Raw genomic sequence first — 18,419 nt, forward strand, 5'->3', positions numbered from 1 at the left:
ATTTGACAAAAAATAATACGAGTTTTCCGATAGATTTAATCTTACATGAAAGGACAGTATTATCCGTACCTCTCAGTATAAAGGATAAACTGTCCAATTATTCGAAACTTCACTTTATTTAATTCTATCGATGTCTATGAATAACATCAACAGCGCCTGTTACTTCAATAATCGTGCCAGTAATCATATCAGAATCGTCCTCACATAAAAACGAAATGGTTCTTGCGATATCTTCCCCTGTTCCAGATCTACCAATTGGTGTGTTACTACCTTTCAGATTTCGTGCTTCTTCAATCGTTGCCTCTTTCATTTCACCAATTATATCACCAGGACATACCATATTCGCAGTAATACCGTATTCAGCTTCTTCGTATGCGACTGTTTTCGTTAAAGAAACAAGTCCGACTTTCGCAGCTGCAAAGGCTGAACGATAAATCCATCCAGGCGCGCTATCTGCCCCTTGAAATCCATAGTTAATAATACGGCCAAATTGCTGGTTTCTCATAATCGGTACGACAAGTTTTAATAAATGAAACACCGCTGTTAAATTACCCTGGATCATTTCATTCCATTCGTCTTCTTCGTAATCGACTAATTTTTTCCTTTCAAATACGTAAGGACCAGCATTATTAATTAAGAAGTCAATTTTGCCAAAACGACTCATCGCTTCTTCTACTATTTTATGTAAATCTTCCTTTTTCGTGACATCAGCTTGCACGAACTGTAGACGTTCTTCCATATTTTTATATGTTTCTTTCATTGTTTCCATAGCACTTGTATCGCTATGATATGTTACTGTTACTGAATATCCTTTATCCAATAACTTTTCTGTTACTTGCTTTCCTAAACCTTTCGTACCGGCTGTAATGAGCGCGTGTCTCACAAACATGCCTCCTTTTAAATTGCTATACTCCATATGTAACAAGTTCTCGCTTCAATTACAACTAAAATGAATTAAGGAAAAGTTTTCAAAATTCTGTAACGTTTCCGACAAGCACATTACCAAAATTTGTTTTATAATAAAGTTGTAAACGGTAATAAAAATGATTGGGAGGAATTTACTATGAATAATACATATACAAATATTTTAATTGCGGTGGACGGTTCTAAAGAAGCAGAAAAAGCCTTTAAAAAAGCAATTCAAGTTGCAAAACGAAACAACGCAACATTAACAATTGCTCATATCGTTGATGTAAAAGCATACTCAGCAGTAGAGGCTTATAGCCGCGCAATTGCTGAACGTGCAAATCTATTTGCAGAAGACTTATTAGAAGACTACAAAAAAACTGCGCTTGAAGCTGGTCTTGAAAAAGTAGAAACTGTATTAGAATTTGGTAATCCTAAATCTAAAATTTCAAAAGAAATCGCTCCAAACAATAAAGTGGATTTAATTATGTGTGGTGCAACTGGTTTAAATGCTGTAGAACGTTTCCTAATTGGTAGCGTCTCTGAACATATTATTCGCTATGCGAAATGCGATGTCCTTGTTGTTCGTGGTGATGAGGAGCAAGGTGATCTTTAATTTATAATTAAAACACCAAGTCCATATGGACTTGGTGTTTTTCATTTCACAAACTTCACTATAAATACAAGACAAGCTACAACAACAACGGTACCTGCCAACACATACGGCGGAAGGAATTTCAAAGACCATAGCGCCATCATTATCGTCGCAACAGTTAAGTACGTTTGCTTTGCATCTTCTGTCATTTTTTTACGAAGTAAGAAAACATACACATAACCGATTGGCGGCGTAATGAAGCAAAGAACATATATAATTTTTGATTTTAAATACCACTTTTGTTCGCCAAGTTTCTTTATGTCTTCTTCTATTCTCTTACTCTCTTGTTCTCTCACTTCTTCTTCAATCGGATCTTCCTCTACTCCTCGCCTTTCTTTCATATAAGGAAGAAAATGCATAAAAAAATAACATGCAAATACAATTGCCCAAAATTCAATATCCAATCTTTCTAGTGGAATATGCTCACTAAAAAATGCAGCAGCAATCACTAAAGAAAAACAATACGTTGTCATCCAAAATGAACGTTTTCTCTTTTTCCGTTCTATTTCTTTTTTATCTTTTACTTCTTGTACTTTCTTTTTTCTAGAAAGCCATACAGAAATACAGCAATCTACTACAAATAAAGTAAAGATAAATATTGCTATATGTATTGTTTCCACATTCTCAAATGAAAATATTTTTGGGAATGCAGCGTGTAATACAATTAGCGTATACAAAATTAACCCTACAAAATAAATACGTCTCATTTTCCATTCCTTTCTTATTTCCTAACATTACATTAACATACATTTTTTAGAAATAGACGGACAAAATATATGTGTTTAGAAAAGGAGGATGCTACATGGATGATTATGAACGTATTATTTTAGATGTGAATGATACAGAACTCGAAATGTTAAATACGATTCGCGAGCATTTTAAAGAAAAACATGGTGTTGAACTAAGCCACGGTGCATTGCTTCGAGATTTGATGGATATTGAATACATTCGAATTACGGAAGATCGACACAAGTATGATTAATCGATGAAAATTTAAGCCTAGAGCATATTGTTCTAGGCTTAATTAAATCCATACGGAAATGTTATAATTAGGAAAAAACATGGGGGATATCAAAATATGCAATCTGAAAATATATCAAAACATTTTCACACATTACATGTACAAAGAAACCAGTTCCTTCCTAAGCTTTATTCACTTTCATATGAACAACTATGGTATAGGAAAGAGGACGGAAAATGGTCTATTGGTGAACACTTTTATCACTTATATTTAATCACAAGGATGCTAAAAGTAGCGATTAAATTCTCTTTCACTCTTATCCCTTATGCCAAGCTAAGAAAAAACATCCCATTTGCAACTGAAATACATGACATTTATGCCGAATATAAAGAAAAACACGGAAAAGGAATGAAAGCTCCTTGGATTTTAATCCCTTCAAAAAAAGTCTATTACTCTATGAATGTAAACGAATTAGAAGAATTACTTTCACGTGAAACAGATGAAATAAAAAAACTAGTTCAAAATATAGAAGAAGATATTGCAGGACATATCGTATTTTTAGATCCAATTGCTCACTATCCTAACCTTATTCAATCTATCCAACTATTAGCGATTCATGAGAAGCATCATTTTAGCATTATGAAGAACAACTATAAAATGCTCGACTCCCTTCTAAAAATATAAAAGACTGCTCATATTACTTATCAGCAGTCTCCTATATCTATTTAAGCTCTTGATGCTTCCCACCCATACCACCTGGCTCATTGCTATCTTGGTGTACAGTTATTTTATTTGTTTTAGCATCTTTCGAAACTCTATATGTATACGATTCATTTGGTTCATCTTTAAACTGTACATTCATACCGTAAGAACCGATTTTACTATAAAAGGCCGGTTTTATGTATGAAATATCACTTTCTTTATATCCTTTCTCTTGCAAGTGCCACATCGTTGCGATAATCGCTTCTTCTCGCTTTTCTTGTTCACCAACAAACATATATTTGTCCAAAAGAAATACTTTCACGTTTGCAATTAAGCTAATTAACAGTAAAATGATAAATACTATTTTTTTCATAAATTTCCCCTAAATTGTGTTTTTTCACTATACTATAACTTACACACTAGTAAAAAAGAAAGTACGCCAGACTTTCACAGACTGGCGTACTTTCCAACTCAATTCCTAATAACTTCTTTAGTTAACCCCTTCGCCTTCTCCAAAGCCTTTTCAATCTGCTCAAATCCTGTCCCGCCAGCACTGTTACGACGCTTTACAGCTGCATAAGGTGAAAGAACTTCATATAAATCTTCTTCAAATAACGGACTCATTTCTTTATACGTTTCAAGTGGTACATCTAATAAATAGATTCCTTTTTGCGTACAATGAAGAACTAGTTTCCCAACAATTTCATGAGCTTGACGGAACGGCAGTCCCTTGCTTGCTAAATAATCAGCAATTTCTGTTGCATTAGAGAAGTCTTGCGTCACAGCTTGCCCCATTTTTTCTTTGTTTACAGTCATCGTTTCAAGCATGCCTGCCATAATATGAAGGCATCCTTCTACTGTTTTCACTGTATCAAACATTCCTTCTTTATCTTCTTGTAAGTCTTTATTGTAAGCGAGCGGCAATCCTTTCATTACTGTAAGTAAACTGAATAAATTACCGTATACTCTGCCCGTTTTACCACGAATAAGTTCCGCCATATCCGGATTTTTCTTTTGCGGCATAATACTGCTTCCTGTTGCGTATTGATCGCTCATTTCAATAAATTGAAACTCTTGGCTACTCCATAAAATAAGTTCTTCGCAAAAGCGTGATAAGTGCATCATGAGCATAGATGAGTTACTTAAAAACTCCAGTATGAAATCACGATCACTTACCGCATCTAAACTATTTTCATAGATTCCATTAAATCCAAGAAGCTCCGCACTATATTCTCGGTCAATCGGGAATGTTGTACCAGCTAGTGCTCCTGCTCCTAATGGTGAAATGTTAATACGCTTTAACGAATCTTCATAACGATTCACATCGCGATCTAACATCCAAAAGTAAGCAAGAATATGATGCGCAAATGAAATCGGCTGTGCACGTTGCAAGTGCGTATAGCCGGGCATAATTGTTTCAATGTTATTTTCCGCTTGATGAACAAGAACAGTTTGCAATTGTTTTGTAGCTTTTATAATATCTTCTACTTTTTCTTTTAAATACAAGTGCATATCTGTCGCTACTTGATCGTTACGGCTTCGGCCTGTATGAAGTTTCCCTCCTACTTCACCGATTCTTTCAATTAACATCTTTTCAATATTTAAATGAATATCCTCAGCTTCTACCGAGAAATCCAATTTATTTTCTTTCGCTTCCTCTAGTAAATACTGAAGCCCTATCTTTATTTTCTCTGCTTCTTCTTTCGTAACGATGCCTTGCTTTGCTAACATCGTTACGTGTGCGATACTCCCTTTTATATCTTGGCTAACCAATTGCTTATCAAAGGAAATAGAAGCTCCGAATTCTTCTACCCATGCTTCCGCTTCTTCTGTAAAACGTCCGCCCCAAAGTTTGCTCACGCTTCCACCTTCTTTTGATTCACTTGGCTGTATACTTTTGTAGGTAAACCGAATAATGAAATGAAACCAACTGCTGCATCATGATTAAATTCATCCTGGGCAGTATACGTTGCTAATTTTTCATCGTATAAAGAGTACTCAGATTTACGCCCTTCTACAATCGCATGACCTTTAAATAATTTCACACGCACTGTACCTGTTACATTTTTTTGCGTTTCTTGTAAGAAAGCATTGAGCGCTTGTTTTAAAGGTGAGAACCATAAACCGTTATAAATTAATTCTGTTAGTTTTTGCTCAATCATCGGTTTGAAATGAGCGACCTCTTTCACAAGTGTTAAATCTTCAAGTTCTTTATGCGCTGTTATTAATGTCATTGCTGCTGGGCATTCATATACTTCACGAGATTTAATACCGACAAGGCGATTTTCTACATGGTCGATACGTCCCACGCCATGTTTGCCAGCAAGTGCATTTAACGTTTTAATTAGTTCTGAAAGTGGATATGCAGTGCCGTTTAAAGTCGTCGGTACTCCTGCTTCAAATCCGATTTCTACAAACTCTGGTTTATTCGGTGTATCTTCTAATGCCAACGTCATCTCGTATGCGTCTTCTGGCGGCGCTGCCCATGGATCTTCTAAAATTCCACATTCGTTGCTGCGTCCCCATAAGTTTTGATCGATTGAAAACGGGCTATCTAAATTAATTGGAATCGGTATATCATTTTCTTTTGCATATGCAATTTCTTCTTCCCGTGACCATTTCCATTCACGTACGGGCGCAATAACTTCTAAATATGGATTCAACGCTTGAATAGAAACTTCAAAACGAACTTGGTCATTCCCTTTCCCTGTACATCCATGTGCAACTGCACTTGCGCCTTCCTGCTCTGCAATTTCTACTAATTTTTTTGCAATAAGCGGACGAGATAATGCAGAGACAAGAGGATATTTCCCTTCGTATAACGTGTGAGCTTGCATCGCTATCAATGCATATTCATTCGCATATTCTTCTTGAACATCAATCATATATGATTTAATTGCACCTACTGAAAGTGCTTTTTCTTTTACAAATGCTAAGTCTTTACCTTCCCCTAGATCTAAGCAAAGCGCGATAATATCATAATTCTTTTCTTGTAACCATTTAATCGCAACGGAAGTATCAAGACCTCCGGAATATGCTAACACAACTTTTTTCTTCTCCATTTTGCATCCCCCTAAAGAATAAATATTCATTTTCTCTTATAATAATCCAAACTTTAACACCTTTCATAAAATGAATCAAGGGGAATCCATAAATTTTTTTCAAACAATTTCGTCGAATTTCTTTCTTTTTTTATGTAAAATAGAGGCAGGAAAATGGAGGGGTTTCTATGAAAAAGTATTTTATATACAATGAACATCTAGGGATTGAATTGCCGAACATACAAGAAAAATGGGAAGACATCTCTGAACAAGCGCAGCATTCTATTTTATTAAAATGGGAGCAAGTTCGCGGAAAAATACCTGATCGTATACAAGAGCTTGAACGTCATATTAATCAAAAACAACATTGCTTAAATAACGAAGAGAATTTCGAAATTTCCTGTAGGCTTAATTCAGAAATTGCCGATCTTGCTTCAATTATTAATGATCTTTGGCTTTGGTATCGTCTAACCCAAAACGTATCTGAGGGAAAAGCACACCAATGAAAAAAGCATGCCCCTCAATTACTTTGGGTCATGCTTTTTTGTCGTAACACGATTTACAATATATTTCTTGTGCTGTTTTCGCCAAACACACATCAAACGGACCAACTAATATACTTCTTTCTTTTGGCAACTTTACAAAAGCAACTAGCTCTTCTTCATATTGAATCTTTTTCTGACATGAAACACATTTTAATTCTTTTCTTTTAAACATGTCTTTTAGCATATCTCCATTCTCCCCCTCATCTATCTATATTAATATACTCTCATAATAGTTAGAGCTTGTAAAAAAATGACACATCACAAAGTAAGGGATTCATATACTATGTACAAAAGGAGGCCTCAAAATTATGCGTGCTTTCATTATTATCACTCTAACATTTTTAAGTGTGATTAGCTGGGATGCATTTTTTAAAGATAAAAGTGACGAAAACAATACTACTAAATGAAAACTCTTCTTTTCTTACTTATTGGACAAACTTCTAAAAACTGCCCAATCCTGCAAAATCACTTAGGCTTTTCTACAAAAATATTTAAACATAACATTTTTTGTAGATTCCCTCCGGTTATTGTCGGTTTCCATCCGCATGCATTTTTTGAAAGTATGATATAATAATATAAATCTTGAAGGAAGGGATTTTGATATCATGATCGCTCGAAGGAGCATGTGGCATCGTATTGACGAATCATACACGTAGCGTATTTTTCAGCTCAGATACTTTAGTCTAGCGAAAAAAATACGAGAGTGGGGAAATTATGATTGCCCGAAGGATAATTTGGCAAAAAAAAGACTCTTCTTACACATAGCGTTTTGTTTAGGACTTAATTGTTACTAGCTAAACAAAGAAGAGCAGGATTGCTAAATGAAGAATCCTACTCCACGTTTTGTTTAGTCGCTTTAAGACTTAAACTAAAACGAAGGTAGGGAGAATTGATGGACGAGAGGATTATTCGTTATTTCTTCAGCGACATATAGCGTAGTTAGTTTTTTTCGTAAACTAACTGAAAGCTACATGTGAGCTCGTAGTTAGTTTACAACACAACAAGGACTACTAACTACGGAAAGAAGGAATAACGATGAGGAACATCCAAAGTCGACAAATTATTAAAGAAGTTTTTATGGTTTTAATCGGTTCATTTATTTTAGCAGCAGCGCTATATCACATTCACTTCCAAAACCACTTAACAGAAGGTGGCTTTGTAGGTATTGCACTATTTATCCAAAATTTTTATGATATTTCACCATCCATTTCAACTGTAGTAATGGATATCCCTATTATTTTACTATGTGCTTCATTTTTAGGTAGAAAAATGGTTGGCTACTCATTCCTAGGTTCGATTTCATTCGGAGTATTTTATTCTCTTATGGAAAATTATTCTCCATTTACGGTCGATTTATCAAATAATTTATTTATAGCTGCAGTAGTTGGCGGTGCGTTAGCTGGTATTGGACTCGGTTTTATATTGCGATTTGGCGGTGCAACCGGCGGAGACGATATTTTAACAATTATATTAAGTAAACGAACTCGTTTTACAATTGGGCAAATTTTCTTCGTCTTTGACGCGATTGTTCTTGCGCTTTCATTATATTATTTAAATTGGACAGAAATTGCTTTTACTATTCTTTCGATTGCCGTACAGGCAAAAACATTGGATTTAATTTATTATCCAAAAGCAGAAAAGAAACCAGTATCTATTCCAATGTCCAAAAAGCATGCAACAAATTAAAAAAGCGAAAGGCCTCGGCCTCTCGCTTTTTTTATGCTCTTTTTTCCTTCTCGACTATGTGGCGCACTTGATAAAATCTATTTGCAAATTCAGTAACGCTTCTTGTTAAACGATAGTTCACTGTAGACCCAATTGCCATTCCAATGACCGGAATACCTTGGAATAATTTACGACGAAGAGCATAAATCGAAAATGTTTTCAAAATTTGTTTTAACACAACTTCAGTAGAAGCTGGCTGTAATACCGCTTCGTCTCCTTCATAGAAGAATGAGTCTTCTTGCTCTAGCTCTTGCAGTAAATTGTACCATGCGTATTGCTGAAGCCTTCCTGGTAGTAATGATGCATGAAACACCTTTAACGCAAGCATCATTTCATACGGCTTGTTCACATCATGTCCAAATGATGTTGCAATAAGTTGAACAGCTTTCACATTTAACGCGATCATAACCGGAAAATCAGCTGTTAATAATAATAACCCCCCAGCACCCGTTGCTCCGCCTTGTACGAATGAATATAGGCGATGTCTTGCTGTTTGCTGCTCTGCTATGTATGTTAATTGATCAATAGATAACGCCTTCAAATCTTCAAGTTGCTCAATTGATTCATCAAATAATCTCGATGTTCCTAAAATGCGATTACGTGCATCTAACTGTGATTGTGAACTTTGAATAAGTGCATGCAAATGAAAGAGCCATCCATCTGCTTTCGTAAAGAAATCTTTTCGTTTTTTCTCAGGCAACTTCGCAATTGTAGTATGTACCCATTTATCAAACATTTTTTGAAAATCGGTCGCTTCTTGCTCAACTAATTGCGATTCCCATTCTTTTATATTGTCTAAAATGGCTTGTTCTCGCTTCGATCGCATCGCAACAACCACCTCGTTCGATTTTTTTCTATTGTAACATATTTCCGCTTGTTCTTTGCAAATATGCTTGTCTATCTTTATTCACATACCATTTTTTAGTGACATAAAATATTAGCAAAAAGGATGAGATGAATCACATGAATCTATCCAATATAAAAAAAGAATATAATGCAGTATTCAGCTTAGGACAAAACTGCTGGCCTGCTTGGGCTTTATATCAATTCGAATTATCACTATTTTTTGGTGTTATCGATTTTATGCTAAGCCCTTCATTAGAAAAAGTGAATTTATTATTACAAAATCGATTTGACCGTTTTTTACAGTTCGAAAACTTATCCTTCATCTCATTTTGGGATGATGATGCGAAATTAAGACTACGTGACAGCCTATATGAAATCGACTCCTGTCACGACTTTAAAACAGATGTAAACACACCAACATCCTGGCCTTCTTATACAGAAATTAAGTTAAACTATGAGCATCGAATTAATCGTTTTCTAACTACAATCGAAACGGCAGAATCCACATTGTTTATTCGGACGGGAGGAACATACGAAGAAGCACGTTCCTTGGAACAAATTTTATCTCAAATAGTTAAACATACATTCTCTGTCCTATTACTCATTCCTGAAGATGTACCAACTATCGCCCAAGAAGATTGGGGATTACAAAACATTTGTGTTATAAAATGCCCTATTATGGATGTATATCAGTACAATGAAGCATTTTGGAATGACTTATTTGATGGAATCACGATTCGGCCAAACGCTTAAATACACGTCACCTTTTATCACACCCTGCCTTATAATCATCCTTATACAAAATAAATAAGGAGTGATTATATATGTATCCACGTGCAAAAGCTTTTGGCATTGCTATACATCACGGTCGCCTTCTCGTACAAGAATATCATACAGGCGATGAAACATATTACCGACCTCTTGGCGGATCAATTGAACTTGGTGAAAAATCAGCACATACTGTTATTCGCGAATTTCAAGAAGAGCTTCACACAGAAGTGGAAATCACCAATTATTTAGGCTGCTTAGAAAATATCTTTCATCTTGATGGAGAAATTGGTCATGAAATCATTCAGCTATATTCTTTACGCTTATTAGACACATCACTATATGAAATGGAAAAAATGAATATACAAGATGAGCAAACCGTATCGTATGCGAAATGGATTCCCATTACAGCTTTCATTCAGAAGGAAAAAGTGCTATATCCAGATGGAATTTTAAACTATATCCAAAAGAAAAAAGACGAAATCCTATAGGATCTCGTCTTTTTTTATATAGTATATTAACCAATATCTCCAAGACGTAATACGTCACGAGCAATCATAACTTCTTCGTCAGTTGGAATTACGATAATTTTTACTGGAGAGTGTGGGAAGCTAATGAATGCTTCTTCACCGAATACGTTATTGCGTTTTACGTCGAAGTATACGCCCATGTACTCAAGGCCTTCTAATACGCGCTCACGAATAATTGCACTGTTTTCACCTACACCAGCTGTAAAGATGATAGCGTCAACGCCTTTCATACGAGCTGTGTAAGAACCGATGTATTTATGGATACGGCTCACGAACACGTCAAGTGCTACTTTCGCACGGTGGTCGCCTTCTTCTTCTTTCGCAATGATGTCACGTAGGTCACTAGAGTAACCAGTAAGACCTAACATACCACTCTTCTTGTTTAATACGCTAACTACTTCTTCTACAGTTTGGCCTGTTTTTTCCATGATGTATGGAATTAACGCAGGGTCAATGTTACCAGAACGTGTACCCATTGTTACACCAGCAAGTGGAGTGAAGCCCATAGAAGTATCGATAGACTTACCGCCTTCTACTGCTGCGATACTTGCACCGTTACCTAAGTGACAAGAAAGTAGGCTTAAGCTTTCAATTGGACGACCTAATAATTCAGCCGCACGCTCAGTTACATATTTATGAGAAGTTCCGTGGAAACCGTATTTACGGATGCCAAATTTCTCATAGTACTCATATGGTAAGCTGTATAGGAATGCAGATTCCGGCATTGTTTGGTGGAATGCTGTATCGAATACTGCTACTGCTGGTACGTTTGGTAGTACTTCTTGGAATGCTTTAATACCAACAAGGTTTGCTGGGTTGTGAAGTGGTGCTAAATCGCTTAATTCTTCGATATCAGCTAATACTTCAGCATCAATTAAAACAGAATCAGCAAATTTTTCGCCGCCGTGTACAACACGGTGACCGATACCGCCAATCTCATCAAGAGATTTTACGATTCCGTTTTCAGTTAATTTCTTAAGAAGCATGTTAACTGCTACTGCATGATCTGGGATGTTTGTAATTTCTTTTTGTTTTTCGCCATTTACAGTAATTGTGAAGATACTATCTTCTAAACCGATACGTTCTACTAAACCTTTTGTTAATACTGTTTCACTTGGCATTTCAAATAATTGGAACTTTAACGAAGAGCTTCCTGCGTTAATCGCGATGATTTTTGACATCTAGTCTTTCGCCCCTTTTTCTCTTGGTAGTTGTGTGGATCATTCCACAAACCGCTCGATTTTATCTAATTAAATTCACTCATTATGAAAACGTTTCATCATTAGTAAATTTTATACTCACGATTTTAATTTAAACATCGTCCGACATATATTTCAAGTGAAAAAATTGTAACACCAAGAAAAAAAATATATTACAGATTTCAAAAAAATTCAGTTAAATCTTGTATATATTAAAAAACATTACATATTCTATAAAACTGTACTACATTAATTACTAACCCTGTTACATATATATCGTATTATTTATGTGTTGCAAACCAAGTATTCAATTGATCCATAATGTTCTCCATAGCCTTCATGTTAGAGAATTTAGGTAATTCCACTAGTAGTGCCTGTTTCGGCATTGTTACACCTTGGCCTTTCTTTTGGAGAACAAATATACTTTTTGCATTTTTCTCGTTTTTAAACATGGAAACAGGAAGCTGTAATAATCCTTGAATAAAGCATGTCTCTTTAATGAATGCATGTAGCTTTGGCGCTTGATCACTTTCAAAAATGAAGTTTGGTACTAAGAAGAATAAATACCCGCCTTCTTTCGTATGTTTCACACTTTGTTCAATAAATAAGTGATGTGCATATGACATTCCTTCATTTGCTTTTAATGTATATTCACTTGCAACAATTTCATTTGGATAATAACCAATTGGTAAATCTGAAACGACTGCATCAACTGGATCAATATAAAGTGGTGCTAGTCCATCTTGGTGGAAGAATTCGATTGCATGCTTTTGTAAATTTGCATTTACTAAAGCAAGTTTAATTAACACCTCATCCACTTCTACACCAAATCCACTCATTGTTAGTTCTTCTTTGGCGCTATTAAACAATGTAGTCATTAAGTTACCAGTTCCAATTGCAGGGTCTAAAACAGTAATTTCTTTTTGACCTTGCATAAATTTATGGAATAAGTAGCTCATGAACATTCCAACTGCATCTGGCGTCATTTCGTGATTCGCTTGTACGCCCTCTTTCATTCCTTTTAAAATGGCTAGCTGAAATGCTTTACGAATTTCTTCCCCTTTATATGTTTCTTCATTAAACGTACTATATTCACGATTCAACCTTTCAATTGTTGATTCGGATAATTCCTCTTGTAAAATCGCTCCTTCAAACAAGTTATCACCTGTTTCTACAAGCGCCTCTAAATATGTTACATCTAATTCTTTACGTAAAACTACCGTAGAAGAATCAAAAATAGAAAATAATGTTTCTACTGCCTGACTCACGTACATTCCTCCTTCTCTCTTTTACACATAACTTATATCATACCATAATCTAAATTTTTCCCAAAAGAAAAAGCGACCTCTTGCAAAGAGCTCCCCTTCAAGTTGTTTATGATGTAACGTCTTTTCTCATATATTGGTTCGGTTAACAATACATGAGAAAAGACGACCTCTTCTAAAGTAAAACTTTAATGAGAGGTCGTCTTCATTTACATTACTTCGCAGATTTAGCTGCTTCTAATGCTGCTTCATAGTTTGGATGGCTTGTACCTTCGCCTACGTATTCTGCGTAAACTACTTTGTCATTGCTATCTACTACGAATACTGCACGAGCAAGTAAACGAAGTTCTTTCATTACTAAGCCGTAAGCTTCACCGAATGAAAGGTCACGGTGATCAGAAAGTGTTACAACATTTTCTAAACCGTTTGCTGCACACCAGCGTTTTTGAGCGAATGGTAAATCAGCGCTAATTGTTAATACTTTCGCGTTTTCAATACCTGCTGCATCTTCGTTAAAACGACGAGTTTGTGCATCACATACACCTGTGTCGATTGAAGGTACAACACTAATTAATTTCACTTCACCTTTGTATGTTTCTAAACTTACTGGAGATAAGTCATTTGCTAATACTTGGAAGTTAGGCGCTTGATCGCCAACTTTAACTTCTGTTCCAACTAAAGTCATTGGGTTACCTTTAAAAGTTACATTTGCCACTTAAAAATCCTCCCTTATTTTAAACAAAATATGTACAATGTAAATGATAGTTTGTCCCTATCGATAATGCAAATAAAATCGCTTTATTTACAAAAAAATTAAAGAAGCTAATCCACTGATCAGCTTCTTTATTCGTTAAATTTGAAATTCAGGATCATCTTCTTTTCGTTTATCCATCATTTCTTTCACTTTATCAACAGCTTGTGGCGCTAATTCAATTATTTTATCGATGACGTGTGTTTGCTTATCTAAGTGTAATACTTTCACACCTTCTCCATTTATAACAAGAAAGGCAACAGGATTAATAGAAACTCCTCCACCACTTCCCCCGCCAAATGGATGACGGCCTGAATGTTCTACTTTACCAAATTCACTTCCACCAGCAGCAAATCCAAAACTGACTTTCGAAACTGTAAGAATTACACTTCCATCTGCCGCTTTAATTGGGTCACCAACAATTGTATTTACATCAGTCATTTGTTTTAAATGCTGCATTGCGGTTGTCATTAAACCTTGAATTGGATGTTCCATTCTATATCCCCCCTATGCTTGAACAGATTTTTCTGTCATACCAGATTTTTGCTTTCTCATAAACATGAGTAATTTTATCGCTGTTTTTACAGTACGGAATATACGAAAAGATGCTGTTAACTCGCATCTTGATGCAAATCCCTTTCCTTGAAAAACAGGAGTAATTTCAAATTCTGGTACGTCGACAATATGCATATATTGTCCTACAACTCCAGCAGCCATTCCTTTTGTCCCCCATGCATATCCAGTGACAATTCCAGTACTAGCCGCGTCGCCTGCTCCAATTTGCGTATGCCATTTCCAACCATTGATTTTCACTCTTTTGAGAAAATCTTTAACAATAGTATGAACGTCTTGAAGCTTTTTTATCAGTTCCCCTATACTATCGAGTTGTGCCATAATTTTATTATCTATTCCGCCGTCCTCTTCAGCTTTTTTAATTTTTTGTCCTGTCTTCTTCTGCTGTTTTTCAATTCTTTCCAATACATCAAACGTATATCGAATCATCCATATTTTCACTTGAAATAAACATTGTTTTTCCATTTCTGAATATAAAAACGTCACCTTAAGCGATATTTTCGATAATAGTATAAGCAAAATAAAAAGTAGAAGAATTATCATTCCAATTACGAGCCACTTCATTCGTACCATCCTTTCACTCCATACCCATTATCGACAAGTTTATTCATCATTAAACAGACTTTGATAAAATTGAATATAAAAATTTTTCTAAAAATAAAAAGGAATTTTGACAATTTATATCGAAATATACTATTTGAACATATCATCCAGAAACATACTCTGACGATATGTAGCACTAAGAATAGAAAATTTAACTGCAGTGGAGGGATACATAATGGCAAATCGTCGCAATTTATTTTTCTTTTATGGTGATGACAAAGTAACGCTCGTTGAAAAAATGAAACCAGTATATCGTATTTTAGAGGAGAATGGATTTACCATATTAGATCATCCAAAAAATGCAAACGCTATCGTCAGCGTTGGAGATGATGGGACTTTCTTACAAGCCGTTCGTAAAACCGGCTTTAGAGAAGATTGCTTATACGCAGGTATTTCTACGAAAGATGAAATTTCTTTCTACTGCGATTTCCACATCGATCACGTTGATACAGCCCTTCAAGAAATTACAAAAAACGAAATTGAAGTGCGAAAATATCCAACAATTAAAGTAGATGTAGATCACGGTACATCTTTCCATTGTTTAAATGAATTCACATTACGCTCTAGTATCATTAAAACATTTGTCGTAGATGTACACGTCGACAATTTACATTTCGAAACCTTTAGAGGTGATGGATTAGTTATCTCCACACCAACAGGAAGTACCGCTTACAATAAATCATTACATGGTGCAGTTGTCGATCCACTTATCCCATGTTTCCAAGTAAGCGAACTAGCATCTTTAAATAACAACACATACCGTACACTCGGGTCACCATTCCTTTTAAATCACGAGCGTACGTTAACTTTAACACTTAAACCAGATGGAAATGATTATCCTGTTATCGGCATGGATAACGAAGCACTTAGCATTAAACAAGTGGAAAAAGCCGTTGTTCGTTTAAGCGATAAACAAATTAAAACTGTTAAATTAAAAAACAACTCTTTCTGGGAAAAAGTACAGAGAACATTTTTATAGTAATCAAAAAACCCTCGAATTATGGGATTTCCATAATTCGAGGGTTTTTTATTTATCAAATGCAACTTGATGCTGTTTCACAAAACATTTTGGAACAGGACAACAGTATATGAAATTATATCAACGATTTTTCGAATGTATCTATCACAAGTCAAAATATATCAACGATTTTACCCAAAATATCAATTTACGACATCATCAGCCTACCTAAAAAGAGGAAGCATCACCAACATGTATTTTCGGAGCCGCTCCCTCAAATTTTTAGACGTCTTTTCTATAAACAATCTTCCCATCAATGACGGTCATTTCTGCCTGTACTTCTTTTATTTCTTCCGCCTCAATTTCAAAAATATTGCGGTCTAATATCGTAAAGTCTGCTTCATATCCTTTTGTAATTTGTCCTCGCTTTCCTTCTTTTCCAATTGCATACGCACTTCCTGTTGTAAATAAAGAAACAGCCTCATATACCGTTAATCTTTCTTCTGGGATATAACATACACCATCAATAAAACTTCTACGTGTAACAGCACTATATATACCTAAAAACGGATTCACTTGTTCAATTGGAGCATCAGAGCCTCCATTACAGTGTAATCCTGCATCCAGTAACGTCTTCCAAGCATACGCATAACGAAGACGGCGTTCTCCTAGTTTTTCAATCACTGATGGAAAATCCGATGAAACAAAGACTGGTTGAATATCAATAATAGCTGGCAATTGTTTCATTCTTTCAATCAACTCTTCACGAGCTAGCTGACAATGAATAATACGGTCACGTAATCCTTCTGCTGGTGGATGTAATTCAAGCGCATCAATGACATATTCAAGCGATAAATCACCAATTGTATGAATCGCAACTGGCATATGTAAATCTCGTGCTTTTTTCACTAAACCTGCAAGCTCTTCACGTGAGAAAATGGCAACTCCATTTGTTTCCTTCGCATCTTCATACGGTTCACTTAATAAAGCTGTTCTTCCGCCAAAAGAGCCGTCAGAAAAAATTTTCATCGCACCAAATTCAATATAGTGCTCATTTTCATATTCTTTTCGTTCATTCGCTACTTCATGGTGAACGAGTAAATGCGCTTTAAACCGCATTTCTTTTATAACGTGTGAAAACGCATTGTACGTTTTTTGAAAGCCGCCATAATAATTTAAGTCTTCCGTATGTCCGCCAACGAGTCCGTATTGCCAGCAGTCTGAAATCGCTGTTTGCAGAGCACTTTGCAAATACACTCCATCTATTTCGGGCTGAACATGTTTAATTAACTCTTGTCCTTGCTCATATAAAAGTCCTGTTAAATTATTTGACGCATCACGGCCAATTTTCCCGCCCTTTGGATCTTGCGTCGCTTCTGTTATGTTCGCTTCTTGCAATATGTATGAATTCACCCATGTCACGTGACGACAAACACGCTTTAATAAAATCGGATGTTCTTTAGAGATTTCATCTAAATCACGTACATGAACTTGTTTTGTATCTGTAAAATTATTTTCATTCCATCCTTCTCCGATAATCCAAGATCCTTTTGGTGCTTCTTCTACGCGCTTCTGAACAAGAGTAAGTACTTCGCTATAAGATTTGCAATTTGATAGATCTAGACGAAGCAACCTCTCCCCATGCCCAATAAGATGCATATGGCTATCAACCAGCCCTGGAATCATCGTTTTCCCTTTTAAGTCATATAACTTCACTTCTGAATATCGGTTTTCTAACTCTTCTTTATTCCCTATATCAACAATGACGCCATTTTCAACGTAAGTAGCTTCTACTTTTTCATTCTCTTCTCGCATAGTGTAAATGGTGCCGCCATACCAAATTTCTCCCATATACTCATCCCCCTTTTCCCTTTAGTCTACGAAATTCATTCGTATAAAAAAAGCACCATTTCGATTAAAAATGGTACTTTTCCAAAAATTAATTTTGTTCAGTAGGATTCGTTGTAATTTGCCATTCAATGCTAAATTTATCTTTTACTTGTCCGTAAGCTGGGCTCCAGAAAGTTTCTTGAAGTGGCATAATAACTTCTCCACCTTCTTGTAACTTATCGAATACTTCTTTCGCTTTTTCTGCATTACTAATTCGAACTGCAATTGTCACTTGAGATCCAATCGTATGCCCCTGACCTGGGAATGTATCAGAAATCATAAGTTCCGTATTACCAATTTTCAAATGAGCATGTGCAACGCGCTCTTTCGCTTCAGCTGGAATTGGGTATTCTGGATTTTCAGGCATCTCACCAAAAGTTTGTATTACTTCTACTTTTGCGTCTAACGCCTCTTTATAAAGCTGTACAGCCTCTTGCCCACCACCATCTAAAACTAAGTACGGATTAATACCTAAAATCATACGGACACCTCTTTTTTTAA

General features: G+C 35.6%; 22 protein-coding genes. 8 read left to right on the top strand and 14 right to left on the bottom strand.

Annotation, left to right across the window (positions count from 1 at the left end; translation table 11 throughout):
• Positions 1–124 precede the first annotated feature (124 nt).
• The gene (locus ABH957_RS16670) at positions 125–916 is read right to left on the bottom strand and encodes an SDR family oxidoreductase (RefSeq protein WP_002015530.1); all 792 of its coding nucleotides are present in this window, start codon (positions 914–916) and stop codon (positions 125–127) included.
• A 147-nt stretch (positions 917–1,063) separates the two neighbouring features.
• Here ABH957_RS16670 and ABH957_RS16675 point away from each other — a divergent pair, with 147 nt between their 5' ends.
• Positions 1,064–1,522: a universal stress protein gene (locus tag ABH957_RS16675; protein ID WP_002164984.1), complete on the top strand. Its 459-nt coding sequence runs from the start codon at positions 1,064–1,066 to the stop codon at positions 1,520–1,522.
• 41 nt (positions 1,523–1,563) lie between these two features.
• Here the strand turns inward: ABH957_RS16675 and ABH957_RS16680 are convergent, their stop codons facing one another.
• Complete coding sequence (locus ABH957_RS16680; protein ID WP_404443614.1) at positions 1,564–2,268, bottom strand: hypothetical protein; 705 nt, start codon at positions 2,266–2,268, stop codon at positions 1,564–1,566.
• Between the two features lie 95 nt (positions 2,269–2,363).
• On the opposite strand from ABH957_RS16680, the gene ABH957_RS16685 reads away from it, so the two are divergent.
• Both ABH957_RS16685 and ABH957_RS16690 read left to right on the top strand, forming a co-directional pair.
• Positions 2,364–2,543 (top strand): ProA domain protein, encoded by a 180-nt coding sequence (locus tag ABH957_RS16685; protein ID WP_113935729.1) that lies wholly within the window; start codon positions 2,364–2,366, stop codon positions 2,541–2,543.
• A 96-nt stretch (positions 2,544–2,639) separates the two neighbouring features.
• Complete coding sequence (locus ABH957_RS16690) at positions 2,640–3,206, top strand: DinB family protein (RefSeq protein WP_404443617.1); 567 nt, start codon at positions 2,640–2,642, stop codon at positions 3,204–3,206.
• A 37-nt stretch (positions 3,207–3,243) separates the two neighbouring features.
• Here the strand turns inward: ABH957_RS16690 and ABH957_RS16695 are convergent, their stop codons facing one another.
• From ABH957_RS16695 to ABH957_RS16705, 3 genes are all read right to left on the bottom strand, one after another.
• Positions 3,244–3,597, bottom strand: coding sequence for a DUF3139 domain-containing protein (locus ABH957_RS16695; protein WP_002067555.1), 354 nt, complete (start codon positions 3,595–3,597; stop codon positions 3,244–3,246).
• Positions 3,598–3,695: 98 nt separating this feature from the next.
• The gene (gene argH / locus ABH957_RS16700; protein WP_404443620.1) at positions 3,696–5,084 is read right to left on the bottom strand and encodes an argininosuccinate lyase; all 1,389 of its coding nucleotides are present in this window, start codon (positions 5,082–5,084) and stop codon (positions 3,696–3,698) included.
• Positions 5,081–6,286 (bottom strand): argininosuccinate synthase, encoded by a 1,206-nt coding sequence (locus tag ABH957_RS16705; protein WP_002088976.1) that lies wholly within the window; start codon positions 6,284–6,286, stop codon positions 5,081–5,083. Before ABH957_RS16705 ends, argH begins: the two co-directional genes overlap by 4 nt.
• Before the next feature lie 167 nt (positions 6,287–6,453).
• Between ABH957_RS16705 and ABH957_RS16710 the strand changes: the two genes are divergently transcribed.
• Positions 6,454–6,771 carry a radical SAM protein gene (locus tag ABH957_RS16710; RefSeq protein ID WP_113935732.1) on the top strand — a complete coding sequence of 106 codons (318 nt, stop codon included), beginning with the start codon at positions 6,454–6,456 and terminating at the stop codon, positions 6,769–6,771.
• Positions 6,772–6,799: 28 nt separating this feature from the next.
• Here ABH957_RS16710 and ABH957_RS16715 read toward each other — a convergent pair whose 3' ends face one another.
• Positions 6,800–6,994 (bottom strand): hypothetical protein, encoded by a 195-nt coding sequence (locus tag ABH957_RS16715; protein ID WP_002067549.1) that lies wholly within the window; start codon positions 6,992–6,994, stop codon positions 6,800–6,802.
• Positions 6,995–7,845: 851 nt separating this feature from the next.
• On the opposite strand from ABH957_RS16715, the gene ABH957_RS16720 reads away from it, so the two are divergent.
• Complete coding sequence (locus ABH957_RS16720) at positions 7,846–8,496, top strand: YitT family protein (protein ID WP_404443624.1); 651 nt, start codon at positions 7,846–7,848, stop codon at positions 8,494–8,496.
• Positions 8,497–8,527: 31 nt separating this feature from the next.
• Here the strand turns inward: ABH957_RS16720 and ABH957_RS16725 are convergent, their stop codons facing one another.
• Positions 8,528–9,361 (bottom strand): EcsC family protein, encoded by an 834-nt coding sequence (locus tag ABH957_RS16725; protein ID WP_098586020.1) that lies wholly within the window; start codon positions 9,359–9,361, stop codon positions 8,528–8,530.
• A gap of 137 nt (positions 9,362–9,498) precedes the next feature.
• Here ABH957_RS16725 and ABH957_RS16730 point away from each other — a divergent pair, with 137 nt between their 5' ends.
• Both ABH957_RS16730 and ABH957_RS16735 read left to right on the top strand, forming a co-directional pair.
• The gene (locus ABH957_RS16730; RefSeq protein ID WP_404511850.1) at positions 9,499–10,134 is read left to right on the top strand and encodes a DUF1796 family putative cysteine peptidase; all 636 of its coding nucleotides are present in this window, start codon (positions 9,499–9,501) and stop codon (positions 10,132–10,134) included.
• Between the two features lie 71 nt (positions 10,135–10,205).
• On the top strand, positions 10,206–10,640 hold the full coding sequence (locus tag ABH957_RS16735; protein ID WP_002138624.1) for an NUDIX hydrolase: 435 nt from the start codon (positions 10,206–10,208) through the stop codon (positions 10,638–10,640).
• A 26-nt stretch (positions 10,641–10,666) separates the two neighbouring features.
• Here the strand turns inward: ABH957_RS16735 and ackA are convergent, their stop codons facing one another.
• The 5 genes from ackA to ABH957_RS16760 all read right to left on the bottom strand — a co-directional run bounded on the left by ackA (position 10,667) and on the right by ABH957_RS16760 (position 15,040).
• The gene (gene ackA, locus ABH957_RS16740; RefSeq protein WP_002015546.1) at positions 10,667–11,860 is read right to left on the bottom strand and encodes an acetate kinase; all 1,194 of its coding nucleotides are present in this window, start codon (positions 11,858–11,860) and stop codon (positions 10,667–10,669) included.
• A gap of 299 nt (positions 11,861–12,159) precedes the next feature.
• The gene (locus tag ABH957_RS16745; RefSeq protein WP_002015548.1) at positions 12,160–13,146 is read right to left on the bottom strand and encodes a class I SAM-dependent methyltransferase; all 987 of its coding nucleotides are present in this window, start codon (positions 13,144–13,146) and stop codon (positions 12,160–12,162) included.
• Between the two features lie 211 nt (positions 13,147–13,357).
• Complete coding sequence (gene tpx, locus ABH957_RS16750) at positions 13,358–13,858, bottom strand: thiol peroxidase (RefSeq protein ID WP_002015549.1); 501 nt, start codon at positions 13,856–13,858, stop codon at positions 13,358–13,360.
• Positions 13,859–13,993: 135 nt separating this feature from the next.
• Entirely contained in the window at positions 13,994–14,389 is a 396-nt protein-coding gene (gene ytfJ / locus ABH957_RS16755; RefSeq protein WP_048544422.1) for a GerW family sporulation protein, read from the bottom strand.
• Between the two features lie 12 nt (positions 14,390–14,401).
• Positions 14,402–15,040: a DUF2953 domain-containing protein gene (locus ABH957_RS16760; protein WP_002129404.1), complete on the bottom strand. Its 639-nt coding sequence runs from the start codon at positions 15,038–15,040 to the stop codon at positions 14,402–14,404.
• 205 nt (positions 15,041–15,245) lie between these two features.
• Between ABH957_RS16760 and ABH957_RS16765 the strand changes: the two genes are divergently transcribed.
• Positions 15,246–16,049, top strand: coding sequence for an NAD kinase (locus tag ABH957_RS16765; protein WP_002015552.1), 804 nt, complete (start codon positions 15,246–15,248; stop codon positions 16,047–16,049).
• Positions 16,050–16,310: 261 nt separating this feature from the next.
• Here ABH957_RS16765 and ABH957_RS16770 read toward each other — a convergent pair whose 3' ends face one another.
• Positions 16,311–17,879, bottom strand: a complete 1,569-nt coding sequence (locus tag ABH957_RS16770) for an amidohydrolase (protein WP_404454267.1) — start codon at positions 17,877–17,879, stop codon at positions 16,311–16,313.
• A gap of 88 nt (positions 17,880–17,967) precedes the next feature.
• Positions 17,968–18,399, bottom strand: a complete 432-nt coding sequence (locus ABH957_RS16775) for a VOC family protein (RefSeq protein ID WP_404454270.1) — start codon at positions 18,397–18,399, stop codon at positions 17,968–17,970.
• Between the last annotated feature and the right edge of the window lie 20 nt (positions 18,400–18,419).

The organism is Bacillus sp. RC242, from assembly GCF_044908245.1.
GTDB classification, from domain to species: Bacteria; Bacillota; Bacilli; order Bacillales; family Bacillaceae_G; genus Bacillus_A; species Bacillus_A mycoides.

Bases quoted from the DNA above. Each gene is read 5' to 3' on its own strand.
- ABH957_RS16670 (WP_002015530.1), bottom strand. From the start codon at position 916: ATGGAGTATAGCAATTTAAAAGGAGGCATGTTTGTGAGACACGCGCTC.
- ABH957_RS16760 (WP_002129404.1), bottom strand. From the start codon at position 15,040: ATGGTACGAATGAAGTGGCTCGTAATTGGAATGATAATTCTTCTACTT.
- ABH957_RS16735 (WP_002138624.1), top strand. From the start codon at position 10,206: ATGTATCCACGTGCAAAAGCTTTTGGCATTGCTATACATCACGGTCGC.
- ABH957_RS16765 (WP_002015552.1), top strand. From the start codon at position 15,246: ATGGCAAATCGTCGCAATTTATTTTTCTTTTATGGTGATGACAAAGTA.
- ABH957_RS16705 (WP_002088976.1), bottom strand. From the start codon at position 6,286: ATGGAGAAGAAAAAAGTTGTGTTAGCATATTCCGGAGGTCTTGATACT.
- ytfJ (WP_048544422.1), bottom strand. From the start codon at position 14,389: ATGGAACATCCAATTCAAGGTTTAATGACAACCGCAATGCAGCATTTA.
- ABH957_RS16770 (WP_404454267.1), bottom strand. From the start codon at position 17,879: ATGGGAGAAATTTGGTATGGCGGCACCATTTACACTATGCGAGAAGAG.
- ABH957_RS16730 (WP_404511850.1), top strand. From the start codon at position 9,499: ATGAATCTATCCAATATAAAAAAAGAATATAATGCAGTATTCAGCTTA.
- ABH957_RS16695 (WP_002067555.1), bottom strand. From the start codon at position 3,597: ATGAAAAAAATAGTATTTATCATTTTACTGTTAATTAGCTTAATTGCA.
- ABH957_RS16710 (WP_113935732.1), top strand. From the start codon at position 6,454: ATGAAAAAGTATTTTATATACAATGAACATCTAGGGATTGAATTGCCG.
- ABH957_RS16720 (WP_404443624.1), top strand. From the start codon at position 7,846: ATGAGGAACATCCAAAGTCGACAAATTATTAAAGAAGTTTTTATGGTT.
- ABH957_RS16675 (WP_002164984.1), top strand. From the start codon at position 1,064: ATGAATAATACATATACAAATATTTTAATTGCGGTGGACGGTTCTAAA.
- ABH957_RS16685 (WP_113935729.1), top strand. From the start codon at position 2,364: ATGGATGATTATGAACGTATTATTTTAGATGTGAATGATACAGAACTC.
- ABH957_RS16725 (WP_098586020.1), bottom strand. From the start codon at position 9,361: ATGCGATCGAAGCGAGAACAAGCCATTTTAGACAATATAAAAGAATGG.
- ABH957_RS16690 (WP_404443617.1), top strand. From the start codon at position 2,640: ATGCAATCTGAAAATATATCAAAACATTTTCACACATTACATGTACAA.
- ABH957_RS16775 (WP_404454270.1), bottom strand. From the start codon at position 18,399: ATGATTTTAGGTATTAATCCGTACTTAGTTTTAGATGGTGGTGGGCAA.
- ABH957_RS16715 (WP_002067549.1), bottom strand. From the start codon at position 6,994: ATGCTAAAAGACATGTTTAAAAGAAAAGAATTAAAATGTGTTTCATGT.
- ackA (WP_002015546.1), bottom strand. From the start codon at position 11,860: ATGTCAAAAATCATCGCGATTAACGCAGGAAGCTCTTCGTTAAAGTTC.
- ABH957_RS16680 (WP_404443614.1), bottom strand. From the start codon at position 2,268: ATGAGACGTATTTATTTTGTAGGGTTAATTTTGTATACGCTAATTGTA.